Here is a 25744-nt window from a genome sequence, read left to right on the forward strand (position 1 = left end):
GTATAAAAAAGCCCCGTCTGCTTTCGCAGACGGGGCTTTTTGTTCAGCGAGGCTTAAGCCAGAGGCTTGGGCTCGGTGCTTTCTTCCTGCGCTTTAGGTTGTTGCTGCACGACTTCTTCAGCCGATTGCAGGTTTTCGTCGACCACCGGTGAAGGTTGGGTCGGCTCGGCTTCAGGTGCATCCGGCGCGGCTTCAGTGACAACTGGAGCTTTGGCGGCCGCTTCTTCAGCTTCTTTCTGCAGACGCTCGGCTTCACGCTTGCGGCGACGCACTTCACGTGGGTCATTTGGCGCGCGGCCAGTGCTGCTCACGGGGATTGCCGGGGTTTCGGCAACGACCACTGCTGCTTCTGCGGCAGGTGACGTCGCGACAATTTCCGGAGCGGCGTAAGACGCAGGCGCTTCGGCAACCACTGGCGCAGGTGTTGGCAGCTCCGCCGATTCAGTGACGTGAGTCTCTGTACGGGACGGTGCTGCTTCTTCTGCCTGTGGCGCTTGAGCGATGGGCTCTGGCGTTGGCTGGAAAGGTACGACGCGCTCGGCATGCGGGGCGTCGAACAGCTCGGTCTGGGCGGCCATTGCTGGCGCTTCGACCGGTGCTTCTACATACGCTTCAAGCTGGGCCGGCTGGACTTCTACATCCGGGGTTGGCTCGGCTTTGGGCGCTTGCTCGGCCATCGGCGCTTCAACAACAGGTGTTTCGATGTCAGCAGATACCGCTGCGATTTGCGGGGCTTCGATTTCCGAAGCTTCAAAGGCTGGCGTCTGGATCGACGGGGTTTCTACAGCGGTCGATTGGGCGAAGGACGAATCCGACGCTTCGACGGATGCAGTCGCACGTTCCGCCTGACGGTTAGCCTGAGCTTCGGCCGGGGCGCTGATCAGGGTGCTGCCTACGGCTTCGATCACTGCCAGATCCGCAGCAACGCTGGCGCTGACGGTGTTCAGGTCGTTTTCTTCAGTGCCTTCAGTGCCTTCGGCATTTTCGGAACCTTCGGAACCTTCGATCACGTTGCCATTGGCATCACGTTGACGCTCGCGACGGTTGCTGCGACGACGCTGACCGCGTGAGCGACGACGAGGGCGATCGCCTTCGGCGCCTTCCTGGTTATCGTCGGTGATCAACTCTTCGTTGAGCAACACTTCATCTTCGCTGACTGCGGCGACGGCCTGTTCGGCGCGTGGCTGACGCTCTTCGCGAGGCTGGCGAGGCTGGCGCTCTTCACGAGGAGCGCGCTCAGGGCGTTCTTCCCGAGCCAGGTTTACTGCCGGGGCGGCATCCAGTGCTTCGCGCAGTTCGCGTACAGGACGATCTTCCCGGGACTTGCGGTCTTCACGCTGCGCACGCGGTGCACGTTCTTCACGTGGTGCGCGAGCTGGCCGCTCTTCACGAGGAGCGGTAGCGGTCGTGGTTTCGTCGCGAGCCTCACGAGGTTCACGCGGTGCGCGTTCTGCACGCTCTTCACGGGGGGCGCGTTCTTCGCGAGGTGCACGCTCTGCACGTTCCTCACGTGGGGCGCGTTCTTCACGAGGCTTGCGCTCTTCGTCACGACGATTGGTGCGGCCACGGCTCTGTTGACGACCGTTGCGACGCTCTTCGTTGCGAGCTGGACGCTCGGCGGCAGCCGGCTTTTCGATGACGGCCGGTGCAACAGGCTCTTCCTTGGTGGCAAACAGGCTAACCAGGGATTTCACCAGGCCCTTGAACAGGCTTGGCTCGTGAACAACCGGAGCGGGTGCCGGAGCAGCGGCTTCGACAGGAACCGGTGCGTTGGCCCGTGGCGGAGCTGTCTTGACTGCGGCTTCCTGGCGAACCAGGGTGCGTGTCGCAGCGGCTGGCGGAGCGACTTCTTCCACTTCGGCAGCGGCAGCGGCGATTTCGTAGCTGGACTGGTTGGTGTGCGCTTCCGGGCTGTCATCACGCAGACGCTGCACTTCGAAGTGCGGCGTTTCGAGGTGATCGTTCGGCAGGATGATGATGCGAGCGCGGGTGCGCAGTTCGATCTTGGTGATCGAGTTGCGTTTTTCGTTGAGCAGGAACGCAGCAACCGGGATCGGCACCTGGGCGCGGACTTCGGCAGTGCGGTCCTTCAGGGCTTCTTCTTCGATCAGGCGCAGGATCGCCAGCGACAGCGATTCGACGTCACGGATGATGCCGGTGCCGTTGCAACGCGGGCAGACGATGCCGCTGCTTTCACCCAGGGAAGGGCGCAGGCGCTGACGGGACATTTCCAGCAGGCCGAAACGCGATATGCGACCTACTTGAACGCGGGCGCGGTCGGCTTCCAGGCTTTCGCGGACTTTTTCTTCCACGGCGCGCTGGTTCTTGGCCGGCGTCATGTCGATGAAGTCGATCACGATCAGGCCGCCAATGTCACGCAGGCGCAATTGACGGGCGATTTCTTCGGCGGCTTCAAGGTTGGTCTGCAGCGCCGTCTCTTCGATGTCGCTGCCTTTGGTGGCGCGGGCCGAGTTGATGTCGATGGACACCAGGGCTTCGGTCGGATCGATGACGATAGAGCCGCCGGAAGGCAGTTCAACAACACGCTGGAAAGCGGTTTCGATCTGGCTTTCGATCTGGAAACGGTTGAACAGCGGAACGCTGTCTTCGTACAGCTTGATCTTGCTGGCGTACTGCGGCATCACCTGACGGATGAAGGTCAGGGCTTCTTCCTGGGCTTCGACGCTGTCGATCAGCACTTCGCCGATGTCCTGGCGCAGATAGTCGCGGATAGCGCGAATGATCACGTTGCTTTCCTGATAGATCAGGAAAGGCGCGGCGCGGTCCAGTGATGCTTCTTTGATTGCTGCCCAGAGTTGCAACAGGTAATCGAGGTCCCATTGCATTTCTTCGCTGCTGCGGCCCAGGCCGGCAGTGCGTACGATCAGGCCCATGTCCGCCGGAGCGATCAGGCCATTGAGTGCTTCGCGCAGTTCGTTGCGCTCTTCGCCTTCGATGCGACGGGAGATACCGCCGGCACGCGGGTTGTTCGGCATCAGAACCAGGTAACGACCGGCAAGGCTGATGAAGGTGGTCAAGGCGGCGCCTTTGTTGCCACGTTCTTCTTTTTCTACCTGAACGATGACTTCCTGGCCTTCGCTCAGGACGTCCTTGATGTTGACGCGGCCTTCAGGAGCCTTCTTGAAGTACTCGCGGGAGATTTCCTTGAGGGGCAGGAAGCCATGGCGCTCAGAGCCGAAATCGACAAAGGCAGCCTCCAGGCTTGGTTCGATACGAGTGATTCGGCCTTTATAGATGTTGGCTTTCTTCTGCTCGCGTGCACCCGACTCGATGTCCAGGTCATAGAGGCGTTGGCCATCTACCAGTGCAACACGCAACTCTTCGGGTTGAGTTGCGTTAATCAGCATTCTTTTCATGTAGTACCGTCGGTTTCCGGGCTGCCGGAAACGGCGTTCGGCACACACGACTTCTCACGGTCGGTGTCAGGGCACGTCAAGAGTGGTTGGACACTCCAGTGTCTAGCGAGGATTCCAGCCAGAAGGGCCGGAGTCGCGACGACGTTTCCTGCTTGCTGTGGTGACAATAAAGACACCCTTTCAGCAAAAGCTTTGTCAGGAGGAGGAATCGACCATCGGTAGCGGACGAGATGAAGCGTCTTGAATAAGCCTAGTGCTACACAGTCCGATGGTTGTGCGTCTCCACCCTACACGTATCCCTGATAATTCGGGTGCTGCCGCGCGCAGAATCCGCAGCGGGTTGGCATTTACCGCGACCTTCCACTGGAGGGCCACGCATCATGGCTTAAGGCGTTGTTTCCGAAGTATTCGCACGAAATGTCTGAAGATGACTGCACTTTGTGAACTGGCCGTGAATTTTGAGCTCTAGAAGGCGAGTGATAACTCTGCGATCTGGCTTGTTTCAGGCCTCATGTCACCTGCGCTTGTTACATTTCCAGCCTGTTCGTCGTCACCGAAAGCCCCGTAGGACGGCCTCGCGTCCTCGTGAATTGCGTTGGGCAGGGCCGGTGGTTAAACCGTTTGTCCGCTGTCCAGGCCGCTTTTGGCGGCGTTCGCGACTATAGCAGCAATCATTAAGTGCTTCAAATCCATAAAAATTGTTATGATTTGCGGCATGACGAACATCACCCCTCCAACCCCCAGCGTCCAGCTGGTAGAGGTTGCGCCGGAATATGCCGGTCAACGTATCGATAATTTTCTTGTCACTTTCCTCAAAGGCGTGCCTAAGACCTTGATTTACCGCATTTTGCGCAAAGGCGAAGTGCGAGTGAACAAGGGTCGCATCAAGCCCGAGTATAAGTTGCAGGCGGGCGACATCATCCGCGTTCCACCTGTGCGCGTGCCTGAGCGAGATGCGCCCGTACCTGTTGCTCAGGGCCTGTTGCAGCGCCTTGAAGCTGCCATTGTCTTTGAAGACAAGGCGCTGATCGTGCTGAACAAGCCGGCCGGTATCGCCGTGCATGGCGGCAGCGGCCTGAACTTCGGTGTCATCGAAGCCTTCCGTCAGATGCGCCCGGACGCCAAGGAGCTGGAGCTGGTGCACCGCCTTGATCGCGATACGTCAGGGCTGCTGATGATCGCCAAGAAACGCAGCATGCTGCGCCACCTGCACGAGGCGTTGCGCGGCGACGGTGTCGACAAACGTTATATGGCCCTGGTGCGCGGCCATTGGGACACCTCCCAGAAGCGCGTCAATGCGCCATTGCTCAAGAGCAATTTGCGCTCCGGCGAGCGCATGGTCGAGGTCAATGAAGAAGGCAAGGAGGCGCTGACGATCTTCAAGGTGCTGCGCCGCTTCGGTGATTTCGCCACCCTGATCGAAGCCAAGCCGGTGACCGGCCGTACGCATCAGATCCGCGTGCACACGCTGCACGCCGGTCATGCCATCGCGGGTGACACCAAATACGGCGACGAGGATTTCAGTCGCGAGATTCGTGATCTGGGCGGCAAGCGGCTGTTTCTGCACGCTTACATGCTGACCGTGCCGCTGCCGGATGGGGGTGAGCTGAAGCTGCAGGCTCCCGTGGACGACATGTGGGCCAAGACCGTGGAGCGTTTGAGTGCGCCTTGATAGCGAAGTGTTGAATTATGAGCTGTTGATTTTCGATTGGGACGGCACCCTGGCCGACTCCATCGGGCGCATTGTCGAGTCCATGCGGATGGCTGCGACCCTCAGCGGCCGTCAGGTTCTGGATGATCATGCAATCAAGGGCATCATCGGTCTGGGGTTGCCTGAGGCCATTCAGGCCCTCTATCCGGACATCACAGCCAACGATCTGATCAGTTTTCGCCAGCGTTATGCCGACAGCTATATGGCCATGGACGATGTGCCGTCGCCGCTGTTTGACGGGGTGCTGGAGTCTATCGAAGCCTTTCGTGCCGAAGGCTATCAGTTGGCAGTGGCGACCGGTAAGGCGCGGCGCGGGCTTGATCGGGTGCTCAAGGCCCATGACTGGCTGGATTACTTCGACATCACTCGTGCGGCCGACGAGACGGCCAGCAAGCCCGATCCTTTGATGCTCCATGAAATTCTCCAGCATTGTGACGTTGCCCCCGAGCGGGCGCTGATGGTGGGTGATTCGTCTTTTGATTTGTTGATGGCGCGCAACGCTGGCATGGATTCCGTTGCGGTAGGGTATGGCGCGCAGTCGCTGTCCTCATTGCGCGAGTACGAGCCGCGTCTGGCCATCGACCGTTTTTCCGAGTTGCGCACCTGGTTGGGTTCGCGCAGTACTGCATCTTCGTTGTTGGGGTGATCAAGAAATGTCGGATGAGTGGAAAGCACCGGTCTCGAAGGATGACGAGGTTTTAGAAAGCGGGGCTGATGCCAAGAGCTGGAAGCTACTCGAGAAGACGCTGTTGGCGAGCGTCCAGGAGCAGCGTCGCTCGCGGCGTTGGGGGATCTTTTTCAAGCTCCTGACCTTTATCTACCTGTTTGGCGCCTTGGTTCTGTTTACGCCGCTGATGAGCTTTGACAAAGGCGTGTCCAGCAGCGAAAACCACACCGCGCTGATCGAAGTGCAGGGCATGATCGCCGACAACGAGTCGGCGAGTGCCGACAATATTGTCGGGAGCTTGCGTGCCGCCTTTAAAGACGCCCATACCAAGGGCGTGATCCTGCGGATCAACAGTCCGGGTGGGAGTCCGGTGCAGTCCGGCTACATTGCCGACGAGATTCGTCGCCTGCGGGCCGAAAAGCCTGCGATCAAGGTTTATGCCGTCATTACTGATCTGGGGGCGTCCGGGGCTTATTACATTGCCAGTGCCGCTGACCAGATCTACGCCGACAAGGCCAGCCTCGTGGGTTCCATTGGCGTGACGGCTGCGGGTTTCGGCTTCGTCGGCACCATGGAGAAGCTGGGGGTTGATCGTCGTACTTACACCTCAGGCGAGCACAAGGCTTTTCTGGACCCGTTCCAGCCACAGAAAGCGGATGAAACGGCCTTCTGGCAGAGTGTGCTGGACACCACTCATCGGCAGTTCATCGCCAGCGTCAAGCTGGGTCGTGGCGATCGCCTCAAGGACAAGGAGCATCCTGAGCTGTTCTCAGGGCTCGTCTGGACTGGCGAACAGGCACTGCCGCTTGGCTTGATCGACGGGCTGGGCAGTGCCAGTTACGTGGCACGCGAAGTGATCGGCGAGAAAGAGATCGTGGACTACACCGTCAAGGAGTCGCCATTGGACCGGTTCTCGAAAAAACTCGGGGCCAGCGTCGCACAGCAGATTGCGATGTGGGCTGGCTTCAGTGGCCCAACGCTTCGCTGACAGCGAGCGATAAAGCGTCCTCTATAGCGTCCTCTATATAGACGAAACCCGACCATTGGTCGGGTTTCCTGTTTTTGGTCTCACGGTAACGTGATGCCTTCGTTGCTCAACATGTCCACCAGCCGAATCAATGGCAGTCCGATCAGGCTGGTGGCGTCGCTGCCTTCGGTGGCGCGAAACAGACTCACCCCAAGACCTTCCGCCTTGAAGCTGCCCGCGCAATCGAAGGGCTGCTCGGCGTGCAGATAGCGTTCGATGCGGGGTGTGTCCAGCGTGCGCATATGCACGGTGAACGGCACGTAATCGATCTGGCAGCGCCCGGTGGCGCTGTTTAGCAGTGCAAGGCCGGTGAGGAAGGTCACGCTACGGCCGCTGGCGGCGGTGAGTTGTTCCAGTGCACGCTGGAAGGTATGAGGTTTACCGAGGATATTGCCGTCGAGGACTGCGACCTGGTCCGAGCCGATGATCAGGTGGTCGGGGTAATGCGCGGCCAGTGCCCTGGCTTTTTCCTCGGCCAGCCGTTGCACCAGCTCGATGGGGCTTTCGCCGGCTCGATGGCTTTCGTCGATTTCGGGAGAGCTGCAGACGAACGGCACGCGCAATCGGGCGAGTAATTCCCTGCGATAAGGTGAGCTGGAAGCGAGCAACAAGGGCAGCATGGGGTTCTCCGACAGGTGAAAGTTGATTCTAATCAAGCCGCTGCCAGATAACAGGTCTGAATTTCCTTTGACATGCCTGGGGGTCGTCCCTAGAATGCTGCGCCTATGTTGAATGACCCGATTCCACCTCACGTTGACCCGCGCAAATTGGCTGATCGTGGCACTACCCTTCAAGGTGAAGTGCTTCTGGCCGATTTGGAGAGACTCTGCGACCCGCTTTCCGATAACCTCGGTACGGTGCAGGCTAAATTCGTTTTTGAGCGTGACGAACGCAGATCTGTGGTTATACACAGTTCTATCGACGTCGAAGTCAAAATGGTTTGCCAGCGTTGTCTTGAGCTGGTCACCCTGCCTATTCACAGCGAATGCAGTTACGCGGTGATGAAGGAGGGTGCGAATACCCAGTCGTTACCGAAAGGTTATGACGTGCTGGAACTGGGCGAAGATCCATTGGATCTGCTGGCTTTGATCGAGGAAGAGCTTCTGCTCGCCTTGCCCATTGTGCCGGCTCATCATCCGGAAGAATGCCAGCAGCCGGCGGGTCTCGATGAGCCCGAACCGAGCGTGGACGAGGTAACGCGGTCCAACCCGTTCAGTGTATTGGCGCAGTTAAAGCGTGACCCAAACGTTTAGGAGTTAATCAATTATGGCTGTTCAGCAGAACAAAAAATCCCGCTCTGCCCGTGACATGCGTCGTTCCCACGACGCTCTTGAGGCAAGCACTCTGTCGGTAGAAAAGACAACAGGTGAAATTCACCTGCGTCACCACGTTTCGCCGGAAGGTGTTTACCGTGGTCGTAAAGTGATCGAAAAGGGCGCTGACGAGTAATTTCTTGTCCGCTCCGATCATCGCGATCGACGCAATGGGCGGGGACTTCGGTCCCCGCAACATTGTTCAGGCAAGCCTCGCGTGCCTGATTGCTACGCCCTCGCTGCATCTGATCCTTGTGGGTCAAGCCCCCCTTATTGAAGACCTTATCGCCCGCCATCCCGGTGTGGATCGCTCTCGCCTGCGCGTTGTCAATGCCAGCGAGGTGATCGCCATGGATGAGCGCCCGTCCCAGGCGCTGCGCGGCAAGCCCGACTCCTCCATGCGGGTGGCGTTGGGTCTGGTGGCCGACGGTCAGGCCCAGGCGTGTGTCAGTGCTGGCAATACCGGTGCGCTAATGGCGCTGTCACGCTTCGTGCTCAAGACCTTGCCGGGCATCGACCGTCCGGCGATGGTGGCTGCAATCCCTACCCAGCGCGGCTATTGTCAGCTGCTGGACCTGGGGGCGAACGTCGACTGCAGTGCCGAGCGCCTTTATCAATTTGCCGTAATGGGGTCGGTCGCCGCCGAGGCGTTGGGTGTTTCGCGGCCCAGAGTGGCCCTGCTCAATGTGGGTATTGAAGACATCAAGGGTAATCAGCAGGTCAAACTGGCTGCCGGCCTCTTGCAGGCGGCGTCGGGCCTGAATTATTCCGGTTTCATTGAGGGTGACGGTCTGTATCGGGGTGAGGCCGATGTAGTGGTCTGTGATGGCTTTGTCGGCAATATCCTGCTCAAGTCCAGCGAGGGGCTTGCCACAATGATCGCGGCGCGAGTGCAGGCGTTATTCAATCAGAGTCTGTTCTCCAGGGCCGTTGGTGTGTTGGCGCTGCCGCTGATGAAGCGTTTGCAGGCGGATCTGGCGCCGGCGAGGCACAACGGTGCCAGTTTTCTCGGTTTGCAGGGTATCGTTGTCAAAAGCCATGGCTCTGCCAGTCAGCAGGGTTTTCAGAGTGCCATTCAGCGTGCATTGATCGAGATTCAGGAAGATCTTCCTCAACGCTTGCACGGACGTCTTGAAGAGTTGCTTTAGTATGGCCCGGGACGTAATTCCCGAAAATGTGACGCTACTGACCGACCAGTCATCCAAACGATCAGTCATTAGCATTCGACTTCTTGCGCGCGGCCAGGACGGCCGGGCGTCAATATCGACGACAACTATTTCAGAGGCTTGTTAAATGTCTGCATCCCTCGCATTCGTCTTTCCGGGTCAAGGCTCCCAGTCGCTGGGCATGCTTGCCGAGCTGGCGGCCCGGTATCCGTTGATTCTGGATACGTTCGAAGAAGCGTCCAAAGCGTTGGGCTATAACCTTTGGGAATTGACCCAGCAGGGTCCGGAAGCCGAACTGAATCAAACCGACAAAACCCAGCCTGCCATTCTGACGGCGTCTATCGCGTTGTGGCGCCTTTGGCTGGCTGAAGGTGGTGCTCGACCTGCCTATGTCGCCGGGCACAGCCTTGGCGAGTACAGTGCACTGGTTGCCGCGGGCAGCATGTCGCTGGGCGATGCGGTAAAGCTCGTTGAGCGTCGCGGCCAGTTGATGCAGGAGGCCGTGCCAGCAGGGCAGGGTGCCATGGCGGCTATCCTCGGGCTGGAAGATGCGGCGGTACTGGGGGCCTGCGCCGAAGCCGCTCAGGGCGAAGTGGTCAGCGCAGTGAATTTCAACTCGCCGGGCCAGGTGGTCATTGCCGGTTCTGTGGCTGCCGTACAGCGCGCCATGGACCTGTGCAAAACGGCCGGTGCCAAGCGTGCCATGCCGTTGCCGGTCAGTGTGCCTTCCCATTGCGAACTGATGCGTCCTGCCGCCGAGCGTTTTGCAGATTCGGTCGCGATGATTGACTGGAAAGCCCCGCAGATCCCTCTGGTGCAGAATGTGAGCGCCGCTGTCGTGTCTGATCTCGACAGGCTGAAGTCCGATCTGTTGAAGCAGCTCTACATGCCGGTCCGATGGGTCGAGTCGATCCAGGCGTTGGCCGCCAACGGTGCTACCCAACTGGTCGAATGCGGTCCGGGTAAAGTGCTGGCCGGCCTCAACAAGCGTTGCGCCGACGGCGTGACGACCTACAACCTCAACACCCCAGACGCCTTTGCCGCCACCCTCGCGGCACTGGCCTGATTAGGAGAGCTTGCATGAGCCTGCAAGGTAAAGTTGCACTGGTTACCGGTGCCAGTCGTGGAATTGGTCAAGCCATTGCCCTGGAATTGGGTGCCAATGGTGCGGTTGTCGTAGGGACCGCGACTTCTGAAGCCGGTGCCGAGCGCATCAGCGCGACGTTCAAGGAAAAAGGCATCGAAGGCTTTGGCCTGATGCTCGACGTCACCGACTCCGAATCGGTCAACGCGACGTTGGCGCTGATTCAGGCGCGTGTCGGGGCGCCGTTGATCCTCGTCAATAACGCCGGGATCACCCGTGACAACCTGATGATGCGCATGAAAGACGACGAATGGCATGATGTCGTCGACACCAACCTGAACAGCCTTTTTCGCTTGTCCAAGGGTGTTTTGCGCGGCATGACCAAGGCGCGCTGGGGGCGAATTATCAGTATTGGCTCTGTTGTGGGTGCCATGGGCAACGCAGGCCAAGTAAACTATGCAGCCGCAAAGGCCGGTCTGGAAGGTTTCAGTCGGGCCTTGGCTCGTGAAGTGGGTTCGCGTGCCGTGACGGTAAACTCGGTTGCACCGGGCTTTATCGACACCGACATGACGCGTGAACTGCCAGAAGCACAGCGTGAATCTCTGATTTCCCAGATTCCTCTGGGGCGTTTGGGGCAGGCTGAAGAGATCGCACACGTGGTCGCTTTTCTTGCTTCGGAAGGTGCAGGCTACGTGACCGGGGCTACAATCCCCGTGAACGGCGGCATGTACATGAGTTAAAAAGTGGCGGATTGCGGAAAAAAAATGTCATACGTGCCGTCTAAAATCCGTTATAAAGCTGCAATCTACAAATGGGCGTCAGGCCTGTGAGGTCAGAAGGGGTTAGCATTGAGCTTGAAATGCGCAAAACCTCTTCTATACACTTACCCACCGGCCAGCCGCCTGAAATTTTCCACTAGGAGTTAAAACTAGGTATGAGCACCATCGAAGAGCGCGTCAAGAAAATCGTAGCCGAGCAGCTTGGCGTCAAAGAGGAGGAAGTGGTCAACACTGCTTCCTTCGTTGAAGACCTGGGTGCTGACTCCCTTGATACCGTTGAGCTGGTGATGGCTCTGGAAGAGGAATTCGAGACCGAAATCCCTGACGAAGAAGCCGAGAAGATCACCACCGTTCAAGCTGCTATCGATTACGTTACTAGCCATCAGGCGTAACACGCTGTAATCGTAGCTGCTGTCATGGGAAAACCGCACTGCCTCACCGGCGTGCGGTTTTTTCTTTAAAAACGATGCTCTGTATCGTCAATAAGAGAAAAGGAGAGTCCTGTGTCGCGTAGACGCGTCGTGGTCACCGGTATGGGTATGCTGTCGCCACTGGGCACGGACGTGCCGAGCAGTTGGCAGGGTATTCTGGCTGGCCGCAGTGGCATTGGCCTTATCGAGCACACGGACCTTTCGGCTTACACGACCCGCTTTGGCGGTTCGATCAAAGGATTCAATGTTGAAGAGTACCTGGCGCCTAAAGAGGCTCGCAGGCTCGATCTCTTCATTCAGTATGGTCTGGCGGCCAGTTTTCAGGCTGTGCGCAATTCCGGTCTTGAAGTCACCGACGCTAACCGTGAGCGCATTGGCGTAGCCATGGGTTCCGGTATTGGCGGCTTGACCAACATCGAAAACAACAGCCGCTCGCTGCATGAGCAAGGGCCGGGGCGGATTTCACCGTTTTTTGTGCCGGGCTCCATCATCAACATGATTTCCGGCTTCCTGTCGATACACCTGGGCGTACAGGGGCCTAACTACGCGATCGCCACCGCCTGTACGACGGGCACGCATTGCATCGGCATGGCGGCGCGCAACATTGCATACGGCGAAGCTGATGTGATGATTGCCGGCGGTGCTGAAATGGCGGCCTGCGGTCTTGGCATGGGCGGTTTTGGTGCCTCCAGGGCGCTGTCCACCCGCAATGATGACCCGACGCGTGCCAGCCGTCCGTGGGACAAGGGCCGCGACGGTTTTGTCCTGTCCGATGGTTCCGGCGCGCTGGTTCTTGAGGAGCTGGAGCACGCCAAGGCGCGCGGGGCAACGATTTATGCCGAATTGATCGGCTTTGGCATGAGCGGTGATGCCTATCACATGACCTCGCCGCCGGACGATGGCGCAGGTGCTGCGCGTTGTATCGTCAATGCGCTGCGCGACGCCAAGGTTAACGTTGATGACGTTCAGTACATCAACGCCCATGGCACATCGACGCTGGCCGGTGACCTGGCTGAAGCCCAGGCGATCAAGTCGGTGTTTGGCGATCACGCCTACAAGCTCGCGGTCAGTTCCACCAAGTCCATGACTGGCCACTTGTTGGGTGCTGCAGGCGCCGTGGAAGCGATCTTCAGTATTTTGGCCATCAACGGTCAGGTTGCGCCACCGACCATCAACCTCGATGAGCCGGGCGAAGGCTGCGATCTGAACTTTGTGCCCCACGAGGCGCAGAGCATGCCGATCAATGTAGCGATTTCCAACTCGTTCGGCTTTGGCGGAACCAACGGCTCGCTGGTGTTCCGCCGGTTCAGCGAGTAATGCTCGACTGGGTCGATGGCTGTCCTGCCGATAGCCTGTCCATCAAGGACAGGGGGTTGGCGTATGGCGATGGTCTGTTTGAGACCATTGCCGTCAAGCACGGACGGCCTTCGCTCCTGGAGCGACATTTGCAGCGCCTGGAATGCGGTTGTGAACGTTTGGGGATTGCTGTCGATTTACCCCTGATCCGTCGCGAGCTGCTGGCCTTTGCCGCGCAACTGGGCGACGGCGTGATGAAGTTGATTGTCACTCGGGGCGACAGCCAGCGCGGCTACGCCCCGGCCCTGAATGCCCCGTCCCGACGAATTCTGCAGGGTGGCCCCGCTCCTGCCTACCCGAGCGCTCATGGGGAGCAGGGCGTGCGTTTGTTCCCTTGCCAGACCCGTCTGGGCGAACAGCCTCTATTGGCCGGGCTCAAGCATCTGAATCGACTTGAGCAGGTACTCGCTCGTTCCGAATGGCAAGACACCGACCACGCCGAGGGGCTGATGCTGGACACGTCCGGTCGCATCATTGAAGGCGTCTACAGCAATCTGTTCCTGATCAGCGACGGGACGCTGCTGACCGCCGAGCTGTCCCGTTGCGGGGTCGCCGGTGTCATGCGTGCCGAGCTGTTGGAGCAGGCCCCAACGCTGGGTATTCCCATCGCGGTACGCGACATCCAGATGGCTGACCTGCAGCAAGCCGATGAAGTATTTCTCTGCAACAGTGTCTATGGCGTGTGGCCCGTTCGCGGCTTCATGCACCTGAGCTGGCCGGTTGGTCCGCTCACCCGTAAACTGCAGCGCACTGTTCTCGCGCTTCTGGAAACCGCTTAGTGATTCGAAAATTTTTGGTGTTGCTGGAAGCTGGCGTCGTGGTGGCGGGGCTGGCGCTGGGTGCTGCGTTTTGGCAGCAGAATCAGGCGTTGCAGCAGCCGTTGAAGGTTACCCAGGAGCAATTGCTCGACGTTCCTTCGGGTTCGACCCCCACTGGCGTGCTCAATCGTCTTGAGGCTGATGGCGTCATCAAGGATGCGTTCTGGCTGCGGCTCTACTGGCGTTTCAATCTGTCCGGGCAGTCCCTGCACAGCGGTGAATACCGGATGACGCCCGGCATGGATGCTCAATCGTTGCTGGGCTTGTGGCAGCGTGGCGAAGTGGTTCAGTACAGCCTGACCCTTGTGGAAGGCTGGAATTTCCGTCAGGTTCGTGCAGCACTGGCCAAGCAGGTCAAGCTCGAACAGAGCCTCGACGGATTGAGCGACAGCGAGCTGATGGCCAAACTGGGTCATCCGGGCGTCTTTCCCGAAGGGCGGTTCTTTCCGGACACCTATCGCTACGTGCGAGGCATGACCGACGTCGAACTGCTCAAGCAGGCTTACAACCGTCTGAATGAAGTGCTGGACGAAGAATGGGCCAAACGGGCGGCTGACGTCCCATACGTCGATCCGTATCAGGCCTTGATCATGGCATCGCTGGTGGAAAAAGAGACGGGCGTTCCTCAGGAACGTGGCGAAATTGCCGGGGTTTTTGTCAGGCGCTTGCGTTTGGGCATGCTCCTGCAGACCGACCCGACAGTTATTTACGGTCTGGGCGAACGGTACAACGGCAAGTTGACCCGTGCACATCTCAAAGAAGCAACGCCTTACAACACCTATGTGATTGCAGGGCTTCCGCCAACACCTATCTCCCTGGTGGGGCGCGAAGCCATTCATGCGGCACTTCATCCCGTTTCCGGCAACAGCCTGTATTTTGTTGCGAAGGGGGATGGCAGCCATGTGTTCTCTGCGGACCTGGACGCCCATAACGCGGCTGTCCGTGAGTACCAGCTCAAGCGTCGCACCGATTATCGGTCCAGCCCGGCTCCGGTTTCCGCTGAGCCGTCGCCGGAAACGCCGCCAGCGACAGCCGAGCCGGCACAGCCTGCGGCGCCCGAGCCAGATTCCAGTGCGAGCAATGCACCCAATGAAGATGAATGAGGAGTGCCTGTGACTGGCCTGTTTATCACCCTTGAAGGTCCGGAGGGCGCTGGTAAAAGCACCAACCGCGAATACCTGGCCGACCGACTTCGCGCCGAAGGGATCGATGTTCTGCTGACCCGCGAGCCCGGCGGCACACCGCTGGCCGAGCGTATCCGTGAATTGCTGCTGGCACCCAGCGATGAGCCCATGCATGCCGACACCGAGCTGCTGCTGGTATTCGCTGCGCGGGCGCAGCACCTGGCCCAAGTGATTCGCCCGGCCTTGGCCCGCGGGGCCGTCGTTCTGTGCGATCGTTTCACCGATGCGACCTATGCCTATCAGGGCGGTGGCCGTGGCGTGTCTCTTCAGCGAATCTCGACACTGGAGGATTTTGTCCAGGGGGATCTGCGACCCGACCTGACGCTGGTGTTCGATTTGCCGGTTGAAGTCGGTCTGGCCCGTGCCTCGGCGCGAGGTCGACTGGATCGATTCGAGCAGGAAGGCCGGACGTTCTTTGATGCCGTACGCAGCACCTATCTGAAGAGGGCCGATGCCGAGCCCGCCCGTTATCGCCTGGTCAATGCGGCATTACCCCTGTCTGACGTCCAGCAATCGCTGAATGCCTTGCTGCCGGAGATTCTGGGGCTTTACCGTGGCTGAGGCTTATCCTTGGCAGGAAGCACTCTGGCAGCAAATGGCCGGGCGTGCTCAACACGCTCACGCGTACCTGCTGCACGGCCCCGCCGGGATCGGCAAGCGAGCATTGGCCGAGCGCCTGATGGCCAGCCTGCTGTGCCAGCGCCCGGAAGGGCTTGATGCGTGCGGGCAATGCAAGTCTTGCCTGTTGCTGGTGGCCGGCAGCCATCCGGATAACTACGTGCTGGAGCCGGAAGAGGCCGACAAGGCGATCAAGGTTGATCAGGTCCGTGATCTGGTAAGTTTTGTCGTGCAGACCGCGCAAATGGGCGGGCGTAAAGTGGTGTTGATCGAGCCGGTGGAGTCGATGAACATCAACGCCGCCAACGCCTTGCTCAAAAGTCTTGAAGAGCCGTCAGGAAACACCGTGCTGTTGTTGGTCAGTCATCAGCCGAGCCGGTTGTTGCCGACCGTCAGAAGCCGTTGCGTGCAGCAGGCCTGTCCGCTGCCCAGCGAAGCCATGAGTCTGGACTGGCTTGCCCATGCGTTGCCCGATTGCACTGAGCAAGAGCGCAACGAGCTGTTGGTGCTGGCCGCAGGTTCTCCTTTGGCGGCCGTCAGTCTTCAGGCTCAGGGTGTTCGAGAGCAGCGCGCGCTGGTGGTCGACGGGGTGAAGAAACTGCTCAAGCAACAGCAATCGCCCACGCAACTGGCCGAAGGCTGGAAAGATATTCCGTTGTTGCTGCTATTTGACTGGTTCTGCGACTGGTCGCATCTGATCCTGCGCTATCAGCTCACTGAGGATGAAGAAGGCCTTGGTCTGGCGGATATGCGTAAAGTGCTGCAATACATGGCGCAGAAAACCACTCAGGCCAAAATCCTGGATATTCAGGACTGGATACTGGCCCAGCGCCAGAAAGTCATGTCCAAGGCCAATCTGAACCGTGTGCTGTTGCTCGAAGCGCTATTGGTCCAGTGGGCTGCCTTGCCGCCGCAACGCTAGTTATCGTTATTCCACCTTTGAGGAGCAGTCATGAGCTTGCCGCTGAATCCCGGTCCCCGTAACGGTATTTTGTCCCTGACCATCAAGGACAAATCTGTGCTCTACGCCGCTTACATGCCGTTCATCAGGAACGGCGGTTTATTCATCCCGACCAGCAAAAGCTACAAGCTGGGGGATGAAGTGTTCATGTTGCTTAACCTGATGGATGAGCCGGAAAAGGTTCCGGTGGCTGGCAAGGTCACGTGGATTACCCCAAAAGGTGCCCAGGGCAACAGGGCGGCGGGTGTTGGCGTGCAATTCAATGACGGCGACAATACCGCCCGCAACATGATCGAAACCTATCTGGCCGGTGCTTTGAAGTCCGACCGTCCTACCCACACGATGTAGATGCCCATTGCCATGCTCGTAGATTCCCATTGCCACCTTGATCGCCTGGACCTTGCTGAGCACGCAGGCTCTCTGGACGCCGCCCTTGCCGCTGCCCGTGAAAGAGGGGTCGGGCATTTTCTCTGCATCGGCGTCAGCGCTGACAATGCGGGCGCGGTGAAAGGGCTGGCAGAACGGTATGACGACGTGGATTGCTCGGTCGGCATCCATCCGCTGGATTTAAAGCCCGGCGAAGCCCCTGCGCTGGAATGGCTGCTGGGCGAGTTGAATCATCCGCGCGTGATCGCCATCGGTGAAACCGGCCTGGATTACCATTACGAGCCGGAAGCCGCCGATCTGCAGCAGGCCTCATTTCGCCTGCATCTGCAGGCCGCCAATGTCACTGGCAAACCCGTGATTGTTCACACCCGCGGCGCTCGTGCCGATACCTTGAAGCTGTTGCGCGAAGCAGCCTTGCCACAGGGCGGTGTGCTGCATTGCTTTACCGAAGACTGGGAAATGGCCAAGGCCGCGCTGGATCTGGGTTTCTACATTTCCTTGTCGGGCATCGTCACGTTCCGTAATGCCGACGCCTTGCGCGACGTGGCGCGTCAGGTGCCAGCGGATCGACTGCTGGTGGAAACCGACTCGCCTTATCTGGCGCCTATCCCTTATCGGGGCAAGCCCAATCTGCCTCAATACGTGCGCGAGGTTGCCGAGTTTCTGGCGATGTTGCGTGGCGAGTCTTACGAGCATTTTGCCCGGATGACCACCGACAATTTTGCACGCCTGTTTCCGTTGGCGCACCTCACGCGCTGACGGCTGGGCTGGATTGCCTGCGACCAAACCCAGGGCAAAAAAAACCCGGGTTCTGGGGGGTGAATCCGGGTTAAGACCATTAGGAGTAAAACAAAGGTGCGCCATCCATCGGCACCTTTACTGGCGCGTCATTTGGGGGATATGCAACGCCAACGTCTTAAGTATTGGTCAGTATTGCCCAGCGTCCAGTCCGTTTTGTTCGTTTTTTAAACAGATTTGGAATAGCTGGCGGGCTATTGAGTCCGTGATGAAAGCATGGGGCGATCGCGCATTCGCCTTTACAGCTTAATTCGCGGATTTGGCCATTTGGGCCAAAAAACCTCGTCATGGTCGGATGATCCGTGCAATTTCGTGCAAGTTAGGCATAATACCCGGCTTCGATTTTGACCCCTACAGTCCTTCTTATGCAGAAAGAACCCCGTAAGGTCCGTGAGTTTCGTCGCCGTGAGCAAGAAATTCTCGATACCGCGCTCAAGCTGTTCCTCGATCAAGGTGAAGACAGCGTCACCGTCGAGATGATTGCTGACGCCGTCGGTATCGGCAAAGGCACGATCTACAAGCACTTCAAGTCCAAGGCGGAGATCTATCTGCGTCTGATGCTCGACTACGAGCGCGATTTGAACGAGCTGCTGCACTCGGCGGATGTCGACAAGGACAAGGAGGCGCTGTCTCGTGCGTACTTTGAGTTCCGCATGCGCGACCCCCAGCGTTATCGGTTGTTTGACCGCCTTGAAGAGAAAGTCGTCAAAGGCAATCAGGTCCCGGAGATGGTGGAGGAGTTGCACAAGATCCGCGCCTCCAACTTCGAACGCCTGACGTTGCTGATCAAGGGCCGCATCAACGAAGGCAAGCTTGAAGATGTCCCGCCCTATTTTCACTATTGCGCCGCCTGGGCGTTGGTGCACGGCGCAGTGGCGCTGTACCACTCGCCGTTCTGGAGCAATGTCCTGGAAGATCAGGAAGGCTTTTTCCAGTTCCTCATGGACATCGGCGTACGCATGGGCAACAAGCGCAAGCGCGATCCTGAGGTGATTGCCGACATCGACCCCGATAAGGCTGGCCAGTGAAGCGTTTTCCGGGCCCGTTCACGCGTTAACGGCTGCTTTGCCCATGATGGCGCGGAAGCTGCATCCGACGACCATTCGCCGGTTTTCCGTCACCGGCACTTGGGAGGAAGTGATGCGTAGCCTGGTTTTGCTACTGGCGTTGTTGGCGTTGAATGGTTGCATGAAGGTCAGTGATTTGGGCCAGGGCGCTCATGATCAATTCAGTGACGCCGGGTTGCTTGATCACAGCGACACTCGCCGCATCAGCAATTGGCGCTTGCAGCCCGATTCTTTCATTTATATCGCTCAGGGTCCGTTCGCGCCGCCGGGCAGCGCGTACCCAAGACCTAACGTGGTGGCGGAAGAAGCCTTCAAGGGTTTCATCGAATATTTCCCCATGGTGCGTCGCGCTCGTGGCCCGCTGGGCCTGGACGACGCGATGAACGAAGCACGTGCCGCCGGTGCCCATTACCTGCTCTATACCCGCTTCGCCAGGGCCGATGACCGGATCGGCAACACGGATGAATGGTCCGATCAGGAAGCGTTGGACCGGCTGGGTATAGACAGTGGTGTGATTCAACTGATGGTGATCGAGACCAGCACACGTTACCTGATCGACAGTGCGCGGATTCGCAGTCGCGGCGGATTGCTGACGCTGCATGACACCCGGCCAGAGGATTTGCTTGGCCCGCCTATGGAGGATTACGCTCGTAGTCTATTGGGCGTGAGCCGTTAAGGAGAAGGACATGAGTGACACAGGCAAGGCCAATGATCTGTTTGCGCAGATCCCCAAATCCAAAGGGTTGCCGCCTGTTCATTTGTGGAACCCGGATTTCTGTGGCGATATTGACATGCGTATCGCGCGCGACGGCACCTGGTACTACCAAGGCACCCCTATTGGCCGCAAGCCCATGGTGCGGCTGTTTTCTACCATCATGCGTCGCGATGGCGATGACTATTTCCTGATCACGCCGGTGGAGAAGGTTCGCATCACGGTAGACGATGCGCCGTTCGTGGCTGTCAGCCTGCAAGTGGAAGGCGAGGGTGAGCGGCAACTCCTGCGCTTTACCACCCAGGTGGATGACGTGACTGAAGCCGGTCCTGAGCATGCTCTACGGGTACTGATCGATCCCGAGACGGACGAACCCTCACCTTACGTGCATGTGCGGGCCAACCTTGAAGCACTCATTCATCGCAACGTCTTTTATCAGTTGGTGGAGTTGGCGGTGCCACGTGATATGGAGGGGCAGCGCTGGCTGGGGGTCTGGAGTGGCGGGGTGTTCTTCCCCATAGGTGTTGAGCCCTGAGTGGCGAACCCTTCGCTCCAATTGCCTGCTCGCGACACGACGGTTAAAGTGCCGCTCCCTGATTTCCTGAGGTTTTTGCATGAGCCAGTCCTTTGACATTGCCGTGATCGGCGCCACCGGTACTGTCGGCGAAACCATTGTCCAGATTCTTGAAGAGCTCGACTTCCCGGTTGGGCAGTTGCATTTGCTGGCCAGCATCGAGTCAGCGGGTCACTCCGTGCCATTTCGCGGCAAAAACGTACGCGTCAAAGAAGTCGACGAGTTTTCCTTCAATAAAGCCCGGATTGCGTTCTTTGCCGCTGGCCCTGCCATCACTCGCAGTTATGCCGCGCGCGCCCTGGCGGCGGGCTGCTCGGTGATCGACTTGTCAGGTGGGTTGCCTGCCGCTGATGCGCCTGGCGTGGTGCCGGAAATCAACGCGCAATTGATCCAGGCCCAAGGCGAGCCTTACCAGCTATCCAGCCCGAGTGCTTCAGGCACGGCCATCGCCCTGACCCTGGCGCCGCTGCTTGATGTTCTAAAAATTCAGCGCGTGAATGTCACGGCGTGTCTGGCGGTCTCGAGTCAGGGCCGGGAAGGGGTTGCCGAACTGGCGCGTCAAACCACTGAACTGTTGAACATCCGCCCGCTGGAACCGCGCTTTTTTGACCGGCAGATGGCATTTAACCTGCTTGCCCAGGTCGGTGCGCCGGACGCTCAAGGCCATACGCCTTTGGAAGTTCGTCTGGTGGCAGAGTTGCGAGAGTTGCTGATGCTGCCTTTACTCAAGGTTTCGGCCACCTGCATCCAGGCACCGGTGTTCTTCGGCGACAGCTTCACCGTGTCGTTGCAAGCCTCGGGTCCCGTTGATCTGGCAGCCGTGAATGCCGCGCTGGAGGCTGCGCCTGGAATCGAGCTGGTGGAAGCCGGCGATTACCCGACGGCGGTAGGGGATGCGGTCGGTCAGGATGTGGTCTATGTAGGGCGCGTGCGTAGCGCGATAGACGACCCGTCCGAACTCAATCTGTGGGTTACGTCGGATAATGTGCGAAAAGGCGCTGCGCTCAATGCTGTGCAGGTCGCGCAATTGTTGATAAAAGACTATGTGTAAAAGATACTTGCAAAGAATTTAAAGAATCTTTCTAGCCGTGTGTGTCATCGATCTCCTGAGATGTCTGTCTAGACATCCAATGCACGCTTTACCTTCCCGGGTGCCGGGGAGTTTTAAACAAGGGATGGGCTATGGTTCAGGTTCGCAAACTGGTATTGGCAATTGCTGCGGCTTCAGCGTTCTCATCAGGCATGGCGCATGCGCTGGGGCTTGGGGAGTTGTCGGTCAAGTCGACCCTGAATCAACCGCTCGTGGCCGAAATCGAATTGACACAGGCGCAGGGCCTGAACGCCACGCAAGTGGTGCCAAGCCTGGCGACCACTGCCGACTTCGCTCAGGCGGGGGTTACTCGACAGGCGTTTCTCAACGACCTCACGTTCACTCCGGTCATCAATGCCAACGGTAAAAGCGTTCTGCGCATTACCTCCAGCAAGCCGGTGCGTGAGCCCTATGTGAAATTCCTGGTGCAGGTGCTCTGGCCCAACGGTCGCTTGCTGCGCGAATACAGCCTGTTGCTGGACCCTCCAAAATTCTCCCCTGAGGCGGCTGCCGCTGCCGCAGTAGCGCCACAATTGCCCGCGACCGCTCCTGGTCCTGAGCAAGCGCCAGAAACGCCAGCGGTTGCGCCCGCTACACCGACGCCTGAAGCGGCGCCGGCCGCCGACGCCAAGCCTGCGCAATACACGACCGCCAATAACGACACCCTCTGGGAAATTGCCGAAAAAGTCGGTGGCAGCGGGACCGTGCAGCAAACGATGCTGGCGATTCAGGCTCTGAACCCTGATGCCTTCATCGGCGGCAACATCAATCGGCTCAAAAAAGGCCAGGTGCTGCGCCTGCCTAGCCCTCAACAAGCCACGGCTTTACCTCAGCCTCAGGCTCTGGCACAGGTCGCCGAGCAGAATCAGGCATGGCGCCAGGGCCGTCGCTTGCCGGCAGGCACGCGTCAAGTGGATGCCACCCGAAGGGATCGCGCCGGTGCCGCGCCGTCCAGAATTGCGCCAACGGATAATCTGAGTCTGGTTGCAGCGGGCGCCAATGGGGCGGCAGGCAACAAGGGCCTGACTAACAAGCTGGCCGTCGCCGAAGAAAACCTGGATACCGCACGTCGCGAAAACGCCGAGCTGAAAAGCCGGATGGACGACCTGCAGAGCCAGCTGGACAAGATGCAACGCCTGATTCAGCTCAAGAGCGATCAACTGGCCAAAATGCAGGCCGCGGGGGGTGTCGTTCCGCCGGTGCCTGCCGACTCTGCTTTGCCGGCTGCATTGGTCCCGGCTCCCGGTGCTGTCGATGCGGCCGCCCAGCCGCCGGGAGAAATCGCACCCGAAGACGCACTTCCGACAGGCGAGGCTCAAGTCACCGCCCCTGCTGCGGATCAGCCCCTGACCGTGGATCCTGTCGCGGCTCAGGATGCGGATTCCGACAACGCGTTCAAGCAACTGCTCAATAACCCGATCGTTCTCGGGTTGATTGGCGGTGCGGTGGTGTTGCTTCTGCTGCTGTTGATGCTGTTTCTCGCCCGTCGCCGCAATGCTAAAGCCGAGGCCGAAAAGCACCGTCGCATGGCCCGTGCGCTGGCGGAAGAATCTGAATTCGTGTCTGACATGGACATGGAAGTGCCGCTGGCCAGTTTCGAAGGGCTGAACGTGCCGCCGCCTAACGTGAAAATGGCCCCGGTGGGAAGCCCGGCCGCCGACCCGGCGCGCGAACGTCCCGCCGATCCGCTGGTTCAGGCCGAGATTCACATCGCTTATGGCCGTATGAATCAGGCTGTCGAGCTGCTGGAAGAGTCATTGAAAGACGATCCAGCCCGAGACGACATTCGTCTGAAACTCATGGAAATCTATGCCGAGCAGGGCAACAGCAAGGCTTTTGCGGTCCATGAACGGAAGATGGTGGCTGGGGGAAAGCACCACGCTGAGGTCGAGCAGCTCAAGAGTCGTTACCCGGCCATGATCACCGCTGGCGTTGTGGCAGCTGCCGCAACAGCCAGTGCTGCTGCGGTTGCCGCAGAACTGGATGCCAAGTACCTCGAGGAGTTGCTGCTCGACGAGCCGGAAGCCCCCAAGGCTGAAGAGCCTGAACCCGAACCGGCATTTTTGCCGGAAGTGCCAGAACCCGTCGCCCCGGCTGAAGAACTTGATGAGCTTGAACACGATTTCGATCTGAGTCTGGATGATCTCGAAGATGAGCCTGTGGCGCAGGTCGACACCCCGGCGGAGCCTCAGGTGCTGGATGCCCCTGGGTTGTCCTCAGTGGATGACGATGACGAGCTCAGCTTTGAGTCTGTATTGAAACAGCAAAGCGAAGCCAAGGCCTCAGGCACGCCTGACGAACTGGCGGACTTTGATCTGGATATCTCCGAGGACGAGCCTGCGCTCAGCGCCGAGGATGATTTCCTTCTGGGTCTTGAGGAGCAACCGCTGGATCTGGGCGCTAAGGCCCCTGCTGAAGCGCCACACGATCTGGATCTGCCGGATGACTTCGATCTGTCGCTTGCCGATGAAATCGAGACCGATCAGGCGAACCAGGCGTTTGCCTCCGAGATCGAAGATGTCAACGCCGAGCTGGAACGGTTGGCACAGGATCTTGAGCAGCCGCCTATTGCCACGCCATTCGAAGCGCCGAGTTTCACCGCCGAAGACGCCGCCGCGCTTGACGATGACGAGCCGGAATTTGATTTCCTGGCAGGCACCGACGAAGCGGCCACCAAGCTCGATCTGGCCCGTGCCTATATCGAAATGGGTGACAGTGACGGCGCCCGGGATATTCTGGATGAGGTGGTCACCGAAGGTGATGACGGCCAGAAATCCGAAGCCAGGGAGATGCTGAGTCGTCTGGCCTGAGTGTTCTGTGATGCACTGCAACGGCCGCTTTCGCGGCCGTTTGCATTTCAGGGCAGGGCGCATGGCGTCTTTTATCAGCGGCCTTATAATGAGCGCCGTTTTGTCATTCAACAGGCTGTTACTTCTTGGCGAATATAGATAACGCGGCGGCCGAAATGGCCGCCGCTGGTTTTTCCAGAATCGCACTCGGTGTCGAGTACAAGGGTTCACGTTATTGCGGCTGGCAGCGTCAGGCATCAGGGGTGCTGACCGTCCAGGAAACCCTTGAAAACGCGCTGTCCAAAGTGGCGGATTCGCCGGTCTCGCTGTTGTGCGCCGGGCGTACCGACGCGGGCGTTCACGCCTGTGGCCAGGTGGTCCACTTCGATACCCAGGCCGAACGATCCATGAAAGCCTGGGTGATGGGTGCCAATATCAATCTGCCCCATGATGTCAGCGTGACATGGGCCAAAGTCATGCCTGCGGATTTTCATGCGCGCTTCAAGGCCATCGCCCGGCGCTATCGGTATGTCATCTACAACGATCAGATCCGCCCGGCTCATCTGGGCCAGGAAATCACCTGGAACCACCGTCCGCTGGACGCCGAGCGCATGGCGCTGGCAGCCGCCCATCTAGTGGGGACGCATGATTTCAGTGCCTTCCGGGCAGGGCAGTGTCAGGCCAAGTCGCCGATCAAACAGCTGCATCATCTGCGGGTCTCGCGACACGGCAAAATGATTGTCATCGACGTGCGCGCCAATGCCTTTTTGCATCATATGGTGCGCAATATCGCCGGCGTACTGATGACCATCGGCACCGGTGAGCGTCCGATTGAGTGGGCCAGGGAGGTACTGGAGAGCCGCGTTCGCAGGACTGGTGGCGTGACCGCGCATCCCTATGGGCTTTATCTGGTGCAGGTTGAGTACCGGGATGAGTTTCCATTGCCGGAACGCTATATAGGTCCGCACTTTCTCACAGGCTTCTCGGAACTTGACGGCTGACGTTGGGAAAAGCATTTGTTACCATCCCGGACTTTACTGAAAGGCTTGGGGTTCTCTGACATGTCAGCCGTTCGCAGCAAGATCTGCGGCATTACCCGCATAGAAGACGCCTTGGCTGCCGTTGAAGCAGGCGCTGACGCTATCGGTCTGGTTTTTTATGCCAAAAGTCCGCGTGCCGTCACCGTGCAGCAGGCGCGAGCGATCATCGCTGCCTTGCCGCCTTTCATCAGCACCGTCGGGCTTTTCGTCAATGCCAGCCCTTGCGAACTTAACGAGACGCTCGACGCTGTGCCGCTGGACCTGCTGCAGTTCCATGGCGACGAAACCCCGGCGCAATGCGAAGGCTATCATCGTCCGTACATCAAGGCCTTGCGTGTCCAGGCCGGTGACGATATTGCCGCCAGTTGCCGTGCTTACTCCGGAGCCAGCGGTATTTTGCTGGACGCCTACGTCGCCGGCGTCCCTGGGGGAACGGGTGAGACCTTTGACTGGGCGCTGATTCCCGGCGGCCTGAACAAACCGATTATTCTGGCAGGCGGTTTGACGTCCGCCAACGTGGCTCAAGCGATTGCCCAGGTTCGGCCTTATGCCGTGGATGTCAGCGGCGGGGTCGAAAAGAGCAGGGGCATCAAGGATCATGACAAGATCCGTGCATTCATGAGTGCGGTGCACGGCGCTTGATGGTCATCCCGTCTGTGGATGTGACGGCTTTTGGTTGTGCGCCGTCCATAGCCCTGCGTGCGGGATTGGCGTACGGGTCGAATTTGAAATGCGCAGGCGTCGATACGCCTCGCTGAAGTTGTTGCTGTTCCACGATTGATGACGTTGCTGTCA

25 protein-coding genes are annotated in these 25744 nt (G+C 59.0%); 23 read left to right on the forward strand and 2 right to left on the reverse strand.

From position 1 onward, the window contains the following. Positions 1-53: 53 nt before the first annotated feature. Positions 54-3368: a ribonuclease E gene (gene rne / locus ACP7B0_RS12390; RefSeq protein WP_426141658.1), complete on the reverse strand. Its 3315-nt coding sequence runs from the start codon at positions 3366-3368 to the stop codon at positions 54-56. Between the two features lie 724 nt (positions 3369-4092). On the opposite strand from rne, the gene rluC reads away from it, so the two are divergent. Genes rluC through ACP7B0_RS12405 form a run of 3 tightly spaced genes read left to right on the forward strand, consistent with a single transcriptional unit; the run spans position 4093 to position 6743 of the window. Further along, entirely contained in the window at positions 4093-5049 is a 957-nt protein-coding gene (gene rluC / locus ACP7B0_RS12395; RefSeq protein WP_426141659.1) for a 23S rRNA pseudouridine(955/2504/2580) synthase RluC, read from the forward strand. A 7-nt stretch (positions 5050-5056) separates the two neighbouring features. After that, the gene (locus ACP7B0_RS12400; protein WP_426141883.1) at positions 5057-5734 is read left to right on the forward strand and encodes an HAD-IA family hydrolase; all 678 of its coding nucleotides are present in this window, start codon (positions 5057-5059) and stop codon (positions 5732-5734) included. A gap of 7 nt (positions 5735-5741) precedes the next feature. Next, positions 5742-6743, forward strand: coding sequence for a S49 family peptidase (locus ACP7B0_RS12405; protein ID WP_426141660.1), 1002 nt, complete (start codon positions 5742-5744; stop codon positions 6741-6743). 80 nt (positions 6744-6823) lie between these two features. On the opposite strand, the gene ACP7B0_RS12410 is transcribed toward ACP7B0_RS12405, so the two are convergent. After that, complete coding sequence (locus tag ACP7B0_RS12410) at positions 6824-7402, reverse strand: Maf family protein (protein WP_426141661.1); 579 nt, start codon at positions 7400-7402, stop codon at positions 6824-6826. A gap of 105 nt (positions 7403-7507) precedes the next feature. Here ACP7B0_RS12410 and ACP7B0_RS12415 point away from each other — a divergent pair, with 105 nt between their 5' ends. The 20 genes from ACP7B0_RS12415 to ACP7B0_RS12510 all read left to right on the forward strand — a co-directional run bounded on the left by ACP7B0_RS12415 (position 7508) and on the right by ACP7B0_RS12510 (position 25591). Beyond that, the gene (locus ACP7B0_RS12415) at positions 7508-8035 is read left to right on the forward strand and encodes a YceD family protein (RefSeq protein WP_020290385.1); all 528 of its coding nucleotides are present in this window, start codon (positions 7508-7510) and stop codon (positions 8033-8035) included. 13 nt (positions 8036-8048) lie between these two features. Next, positions 8049-8231 (forward strand): 50S ribosomal protein L32, encoded by a 183-nt coding sequence (rpmF, locus tag ACP7B0_RS12420; RefSeq protein WP_426141662.1) that lies wholly within the window; start codon positions 8049-8051, stop codon positions 8229-8231. A gap of 4 nt (positions 8232-8235) precedes the next feature. Then, positions 8236-9243 carry a phosphate acyltransferase PlsX gene (gene plsX / locus ACP7B0_RS12425; RefSeq protein ID WP_426141663.1) on the forward strand — a complete coding sequence of 336 codons (1008 nt, stop codon included), beginning with the start codon at positions 8236-8238 and terminating at the stop codon, positions 9241-9243. 145 nt (positions 9244-9388) lie between these two features. After that, entirely contained in the window at positions 9389-10327 is a 939-nt protein-coding gene (fabD, locus tag ACP7B0_RS12430) for an ACP S-malonyltransferase (protein ID WP_426141665.1), read from the forward strand. A 14-nt stretch (positions 10328-10341) separates the two neighbouring features. Continuing rightward, entirely contained in the window at positions 10342-11085 is a 744-nt protein-coding gene (fabG, locus tag ACP7B0_RS12435) for a 3-oxoacyl-ACP reductase FabG (protein WP_426141666.1), read from the forward strand. Positions 11086-11279: 194 nt separating this feature from the next. Continuing rightward, positions 11280-11516 (forward strand): acyl carrier protein, encoded by a 237-nt coding sequence (gene acpP, locus ACP7B0_RS12440; RefSeq protein WP_003175607.1) that lies wholly within the window; start codon positions 11280-11282, stop codon positions 11514-11516. Positions 11517-11627: 111 nt separating this feature from the next. Then, entirely contained in the window at positions 11628-12872 is a 1245-nt protein-coding gene (gene fabF, locus ACP7B0_RS12445) for a beta-ketoacyl-ACP synthase II (protein WP_426141667.1), read from the forward strand. After that, positions 12872-13690, forward strand: a complete 819-nt coding sequence (gene pabC, locus ACP7B0_RS12450; RefSeq protein WP_426141669.1) for an aminodeoxychorismate lyase — start codon at positions 12872-12874, stop codon at positions 13688-13690. Before fabF ends, pabC begins: the two co-directional genes overlap by 1 nt. After that, a complete protein-coding gene (mltG, locus tag ACP7B0_RS12455; RefSeq protein WP_426141670.1) occupies positions 13690-14832 on the forward strand; it encodes an endolytic transglycosylase MltG in 1143 nt (380 codons plus the stop codon). Before pabC ends, mltG begins: the two co-directional genes overlap by 1 nt. Before the next feature lie 9 nt (positions 14833-14841). Next, positions 14842-15474 carry a dTMP kinase gene (gene tmk, locus ACP7B0_RS12460; RefSeq protein WP_426141672.1) on the forward strand — a complete coding sequence of 211 codons (633 nt, stop codon included), beginning with the start codon at positions 14842-14844 and terminating at the stop codon, positions 15472-15474. Next, complete coding sequence (locus ACP7B0_RS12465) at positions 15467-16453, forward strand: DNA polymerase III subunit delta' (protein WP_426141674.1); 987 nt, start codon at positions 15467-15469, stop codon at positions 16451-16453. Before tmk ends, ACP7B0_RS12465 begins: the two co-directional genes overlap by 8 nt. Before the next feature lie 30 nt (positions 16454-16483). Then, positions 16484-16840: a PilZ domain-containing protein gene (locus ACP7B0_RS12470; RefSeq protein ID WP_426141675.1), complete on the forward strand. Its 357-nt coding sequence runs from the start codon at positions 16484-16486 to the stop codon at positions 16838-16840. Positions 16841-16852: 12 nt separating this feature from the next. Continuing rightward, a complete protein-coding gene (locus tag ACP7B0_RS12475) occupies positions 16853-17638 on the forward strand; it encodes a TatD family hydrolase (RefSeq protein ID WP_426141676.1) in 786 nt (261 codons plus the stop codon). Positions 17639-18042: 404 nt separating this feature from the next. Then, positions 18043-18705 carry a TetR/AcrR family transcriptional regulator gene (locus ACP7B0_RS12480; RefSeq protein WP_426141677.1) on the forward strand — a complete coding sequence of 221 codons (663 nt, stop codon included), beginning with the start codon at positions 18043-18045 and terminating at the stop codon, positions 18703-18705. Between the two features lie 112 nt (positions 18706-18817). Beyond that, positions 18818-19420, forward strand: a complete 603-nt coding sequence (locus ACP7B0_RS12485; RefSeq protein WP_426141678.1) for a DUF4823 domain-containing protein — start codon at positions 18818-18820, stop codon at positions 19418-19420. 10 nt (positions 19421-19430) lie between these two features. Beyond that, positions 19431-19991 (forward strand): DUF1285 domain-containing protein, encoded by a 561-nt coding sequence (locus ACP7B0_RS12490; protein WP_426141679.1) that lies wholly within the window; start codon positions 19431-19433, stop codon positions 19989-19991. A gap of 79 nt (positions 19992-20070) precedes the next feature. Beyond that, positions 20071-21081 (forward strand): aspartate-semialdehyde dehydrogenase, encoded by a 1011-nt coding sequence (locus tag ACP7B0_RS12495; RefSeq protein WP_426141681.1) that lies wholly within the window; start codon positions 20071-20073, stop codon positions 21079-21081. A gap of 131 nt (positions 21082-21212) precedes the next feature. Continuing rightward, complete coding sequence (locus tag ACP7B0_RS12500) at positions 21213-23930, forward strand: FimV/HubP family polar landmark protein (protein WP_426141682.1); 2718 nt, start codon at positions 21213-21215, stop codon at positions 23928-23930. A gap of 155 nt (positions 23931-24085) precedes the next feature. Next, positions 24086-24910: a tRNA pseudouridine(38-40) synthase TruA gene (truA, locus tag ACP7B0_RS12505; protein WP_426141884.1), complete on the forward strand. Its 825-nt coding sequence runs from the start codon at positions 24086-24088 to the stop codon at positions 24908-24910. Between the two features lie 60 nt (positions 24911-24970). Next, positions 24971-25591, forward strand: coding sequence for a phosphoribosylanthranilate isomerase (locus ACP7B0_RS12510; RefSeq protein ID WP_426141684.1), 621 nt, complete (start codon positions 24971-24973; stop codon positions 25589-25591). The last annotated feature ends 153 nt before the right edge of the window (positions 25592-25744 follow it).

The sequence above is a fragment of the Pseudomonas sp. DWP3-1-2 genome (assembly GCF_049896285.1).
Lineage (GTDB): Bacteria > Pseudomonadota > Gammaproteobacteria > Pseudomonadales > Pseudomonadaceae > Aquipseudomonas.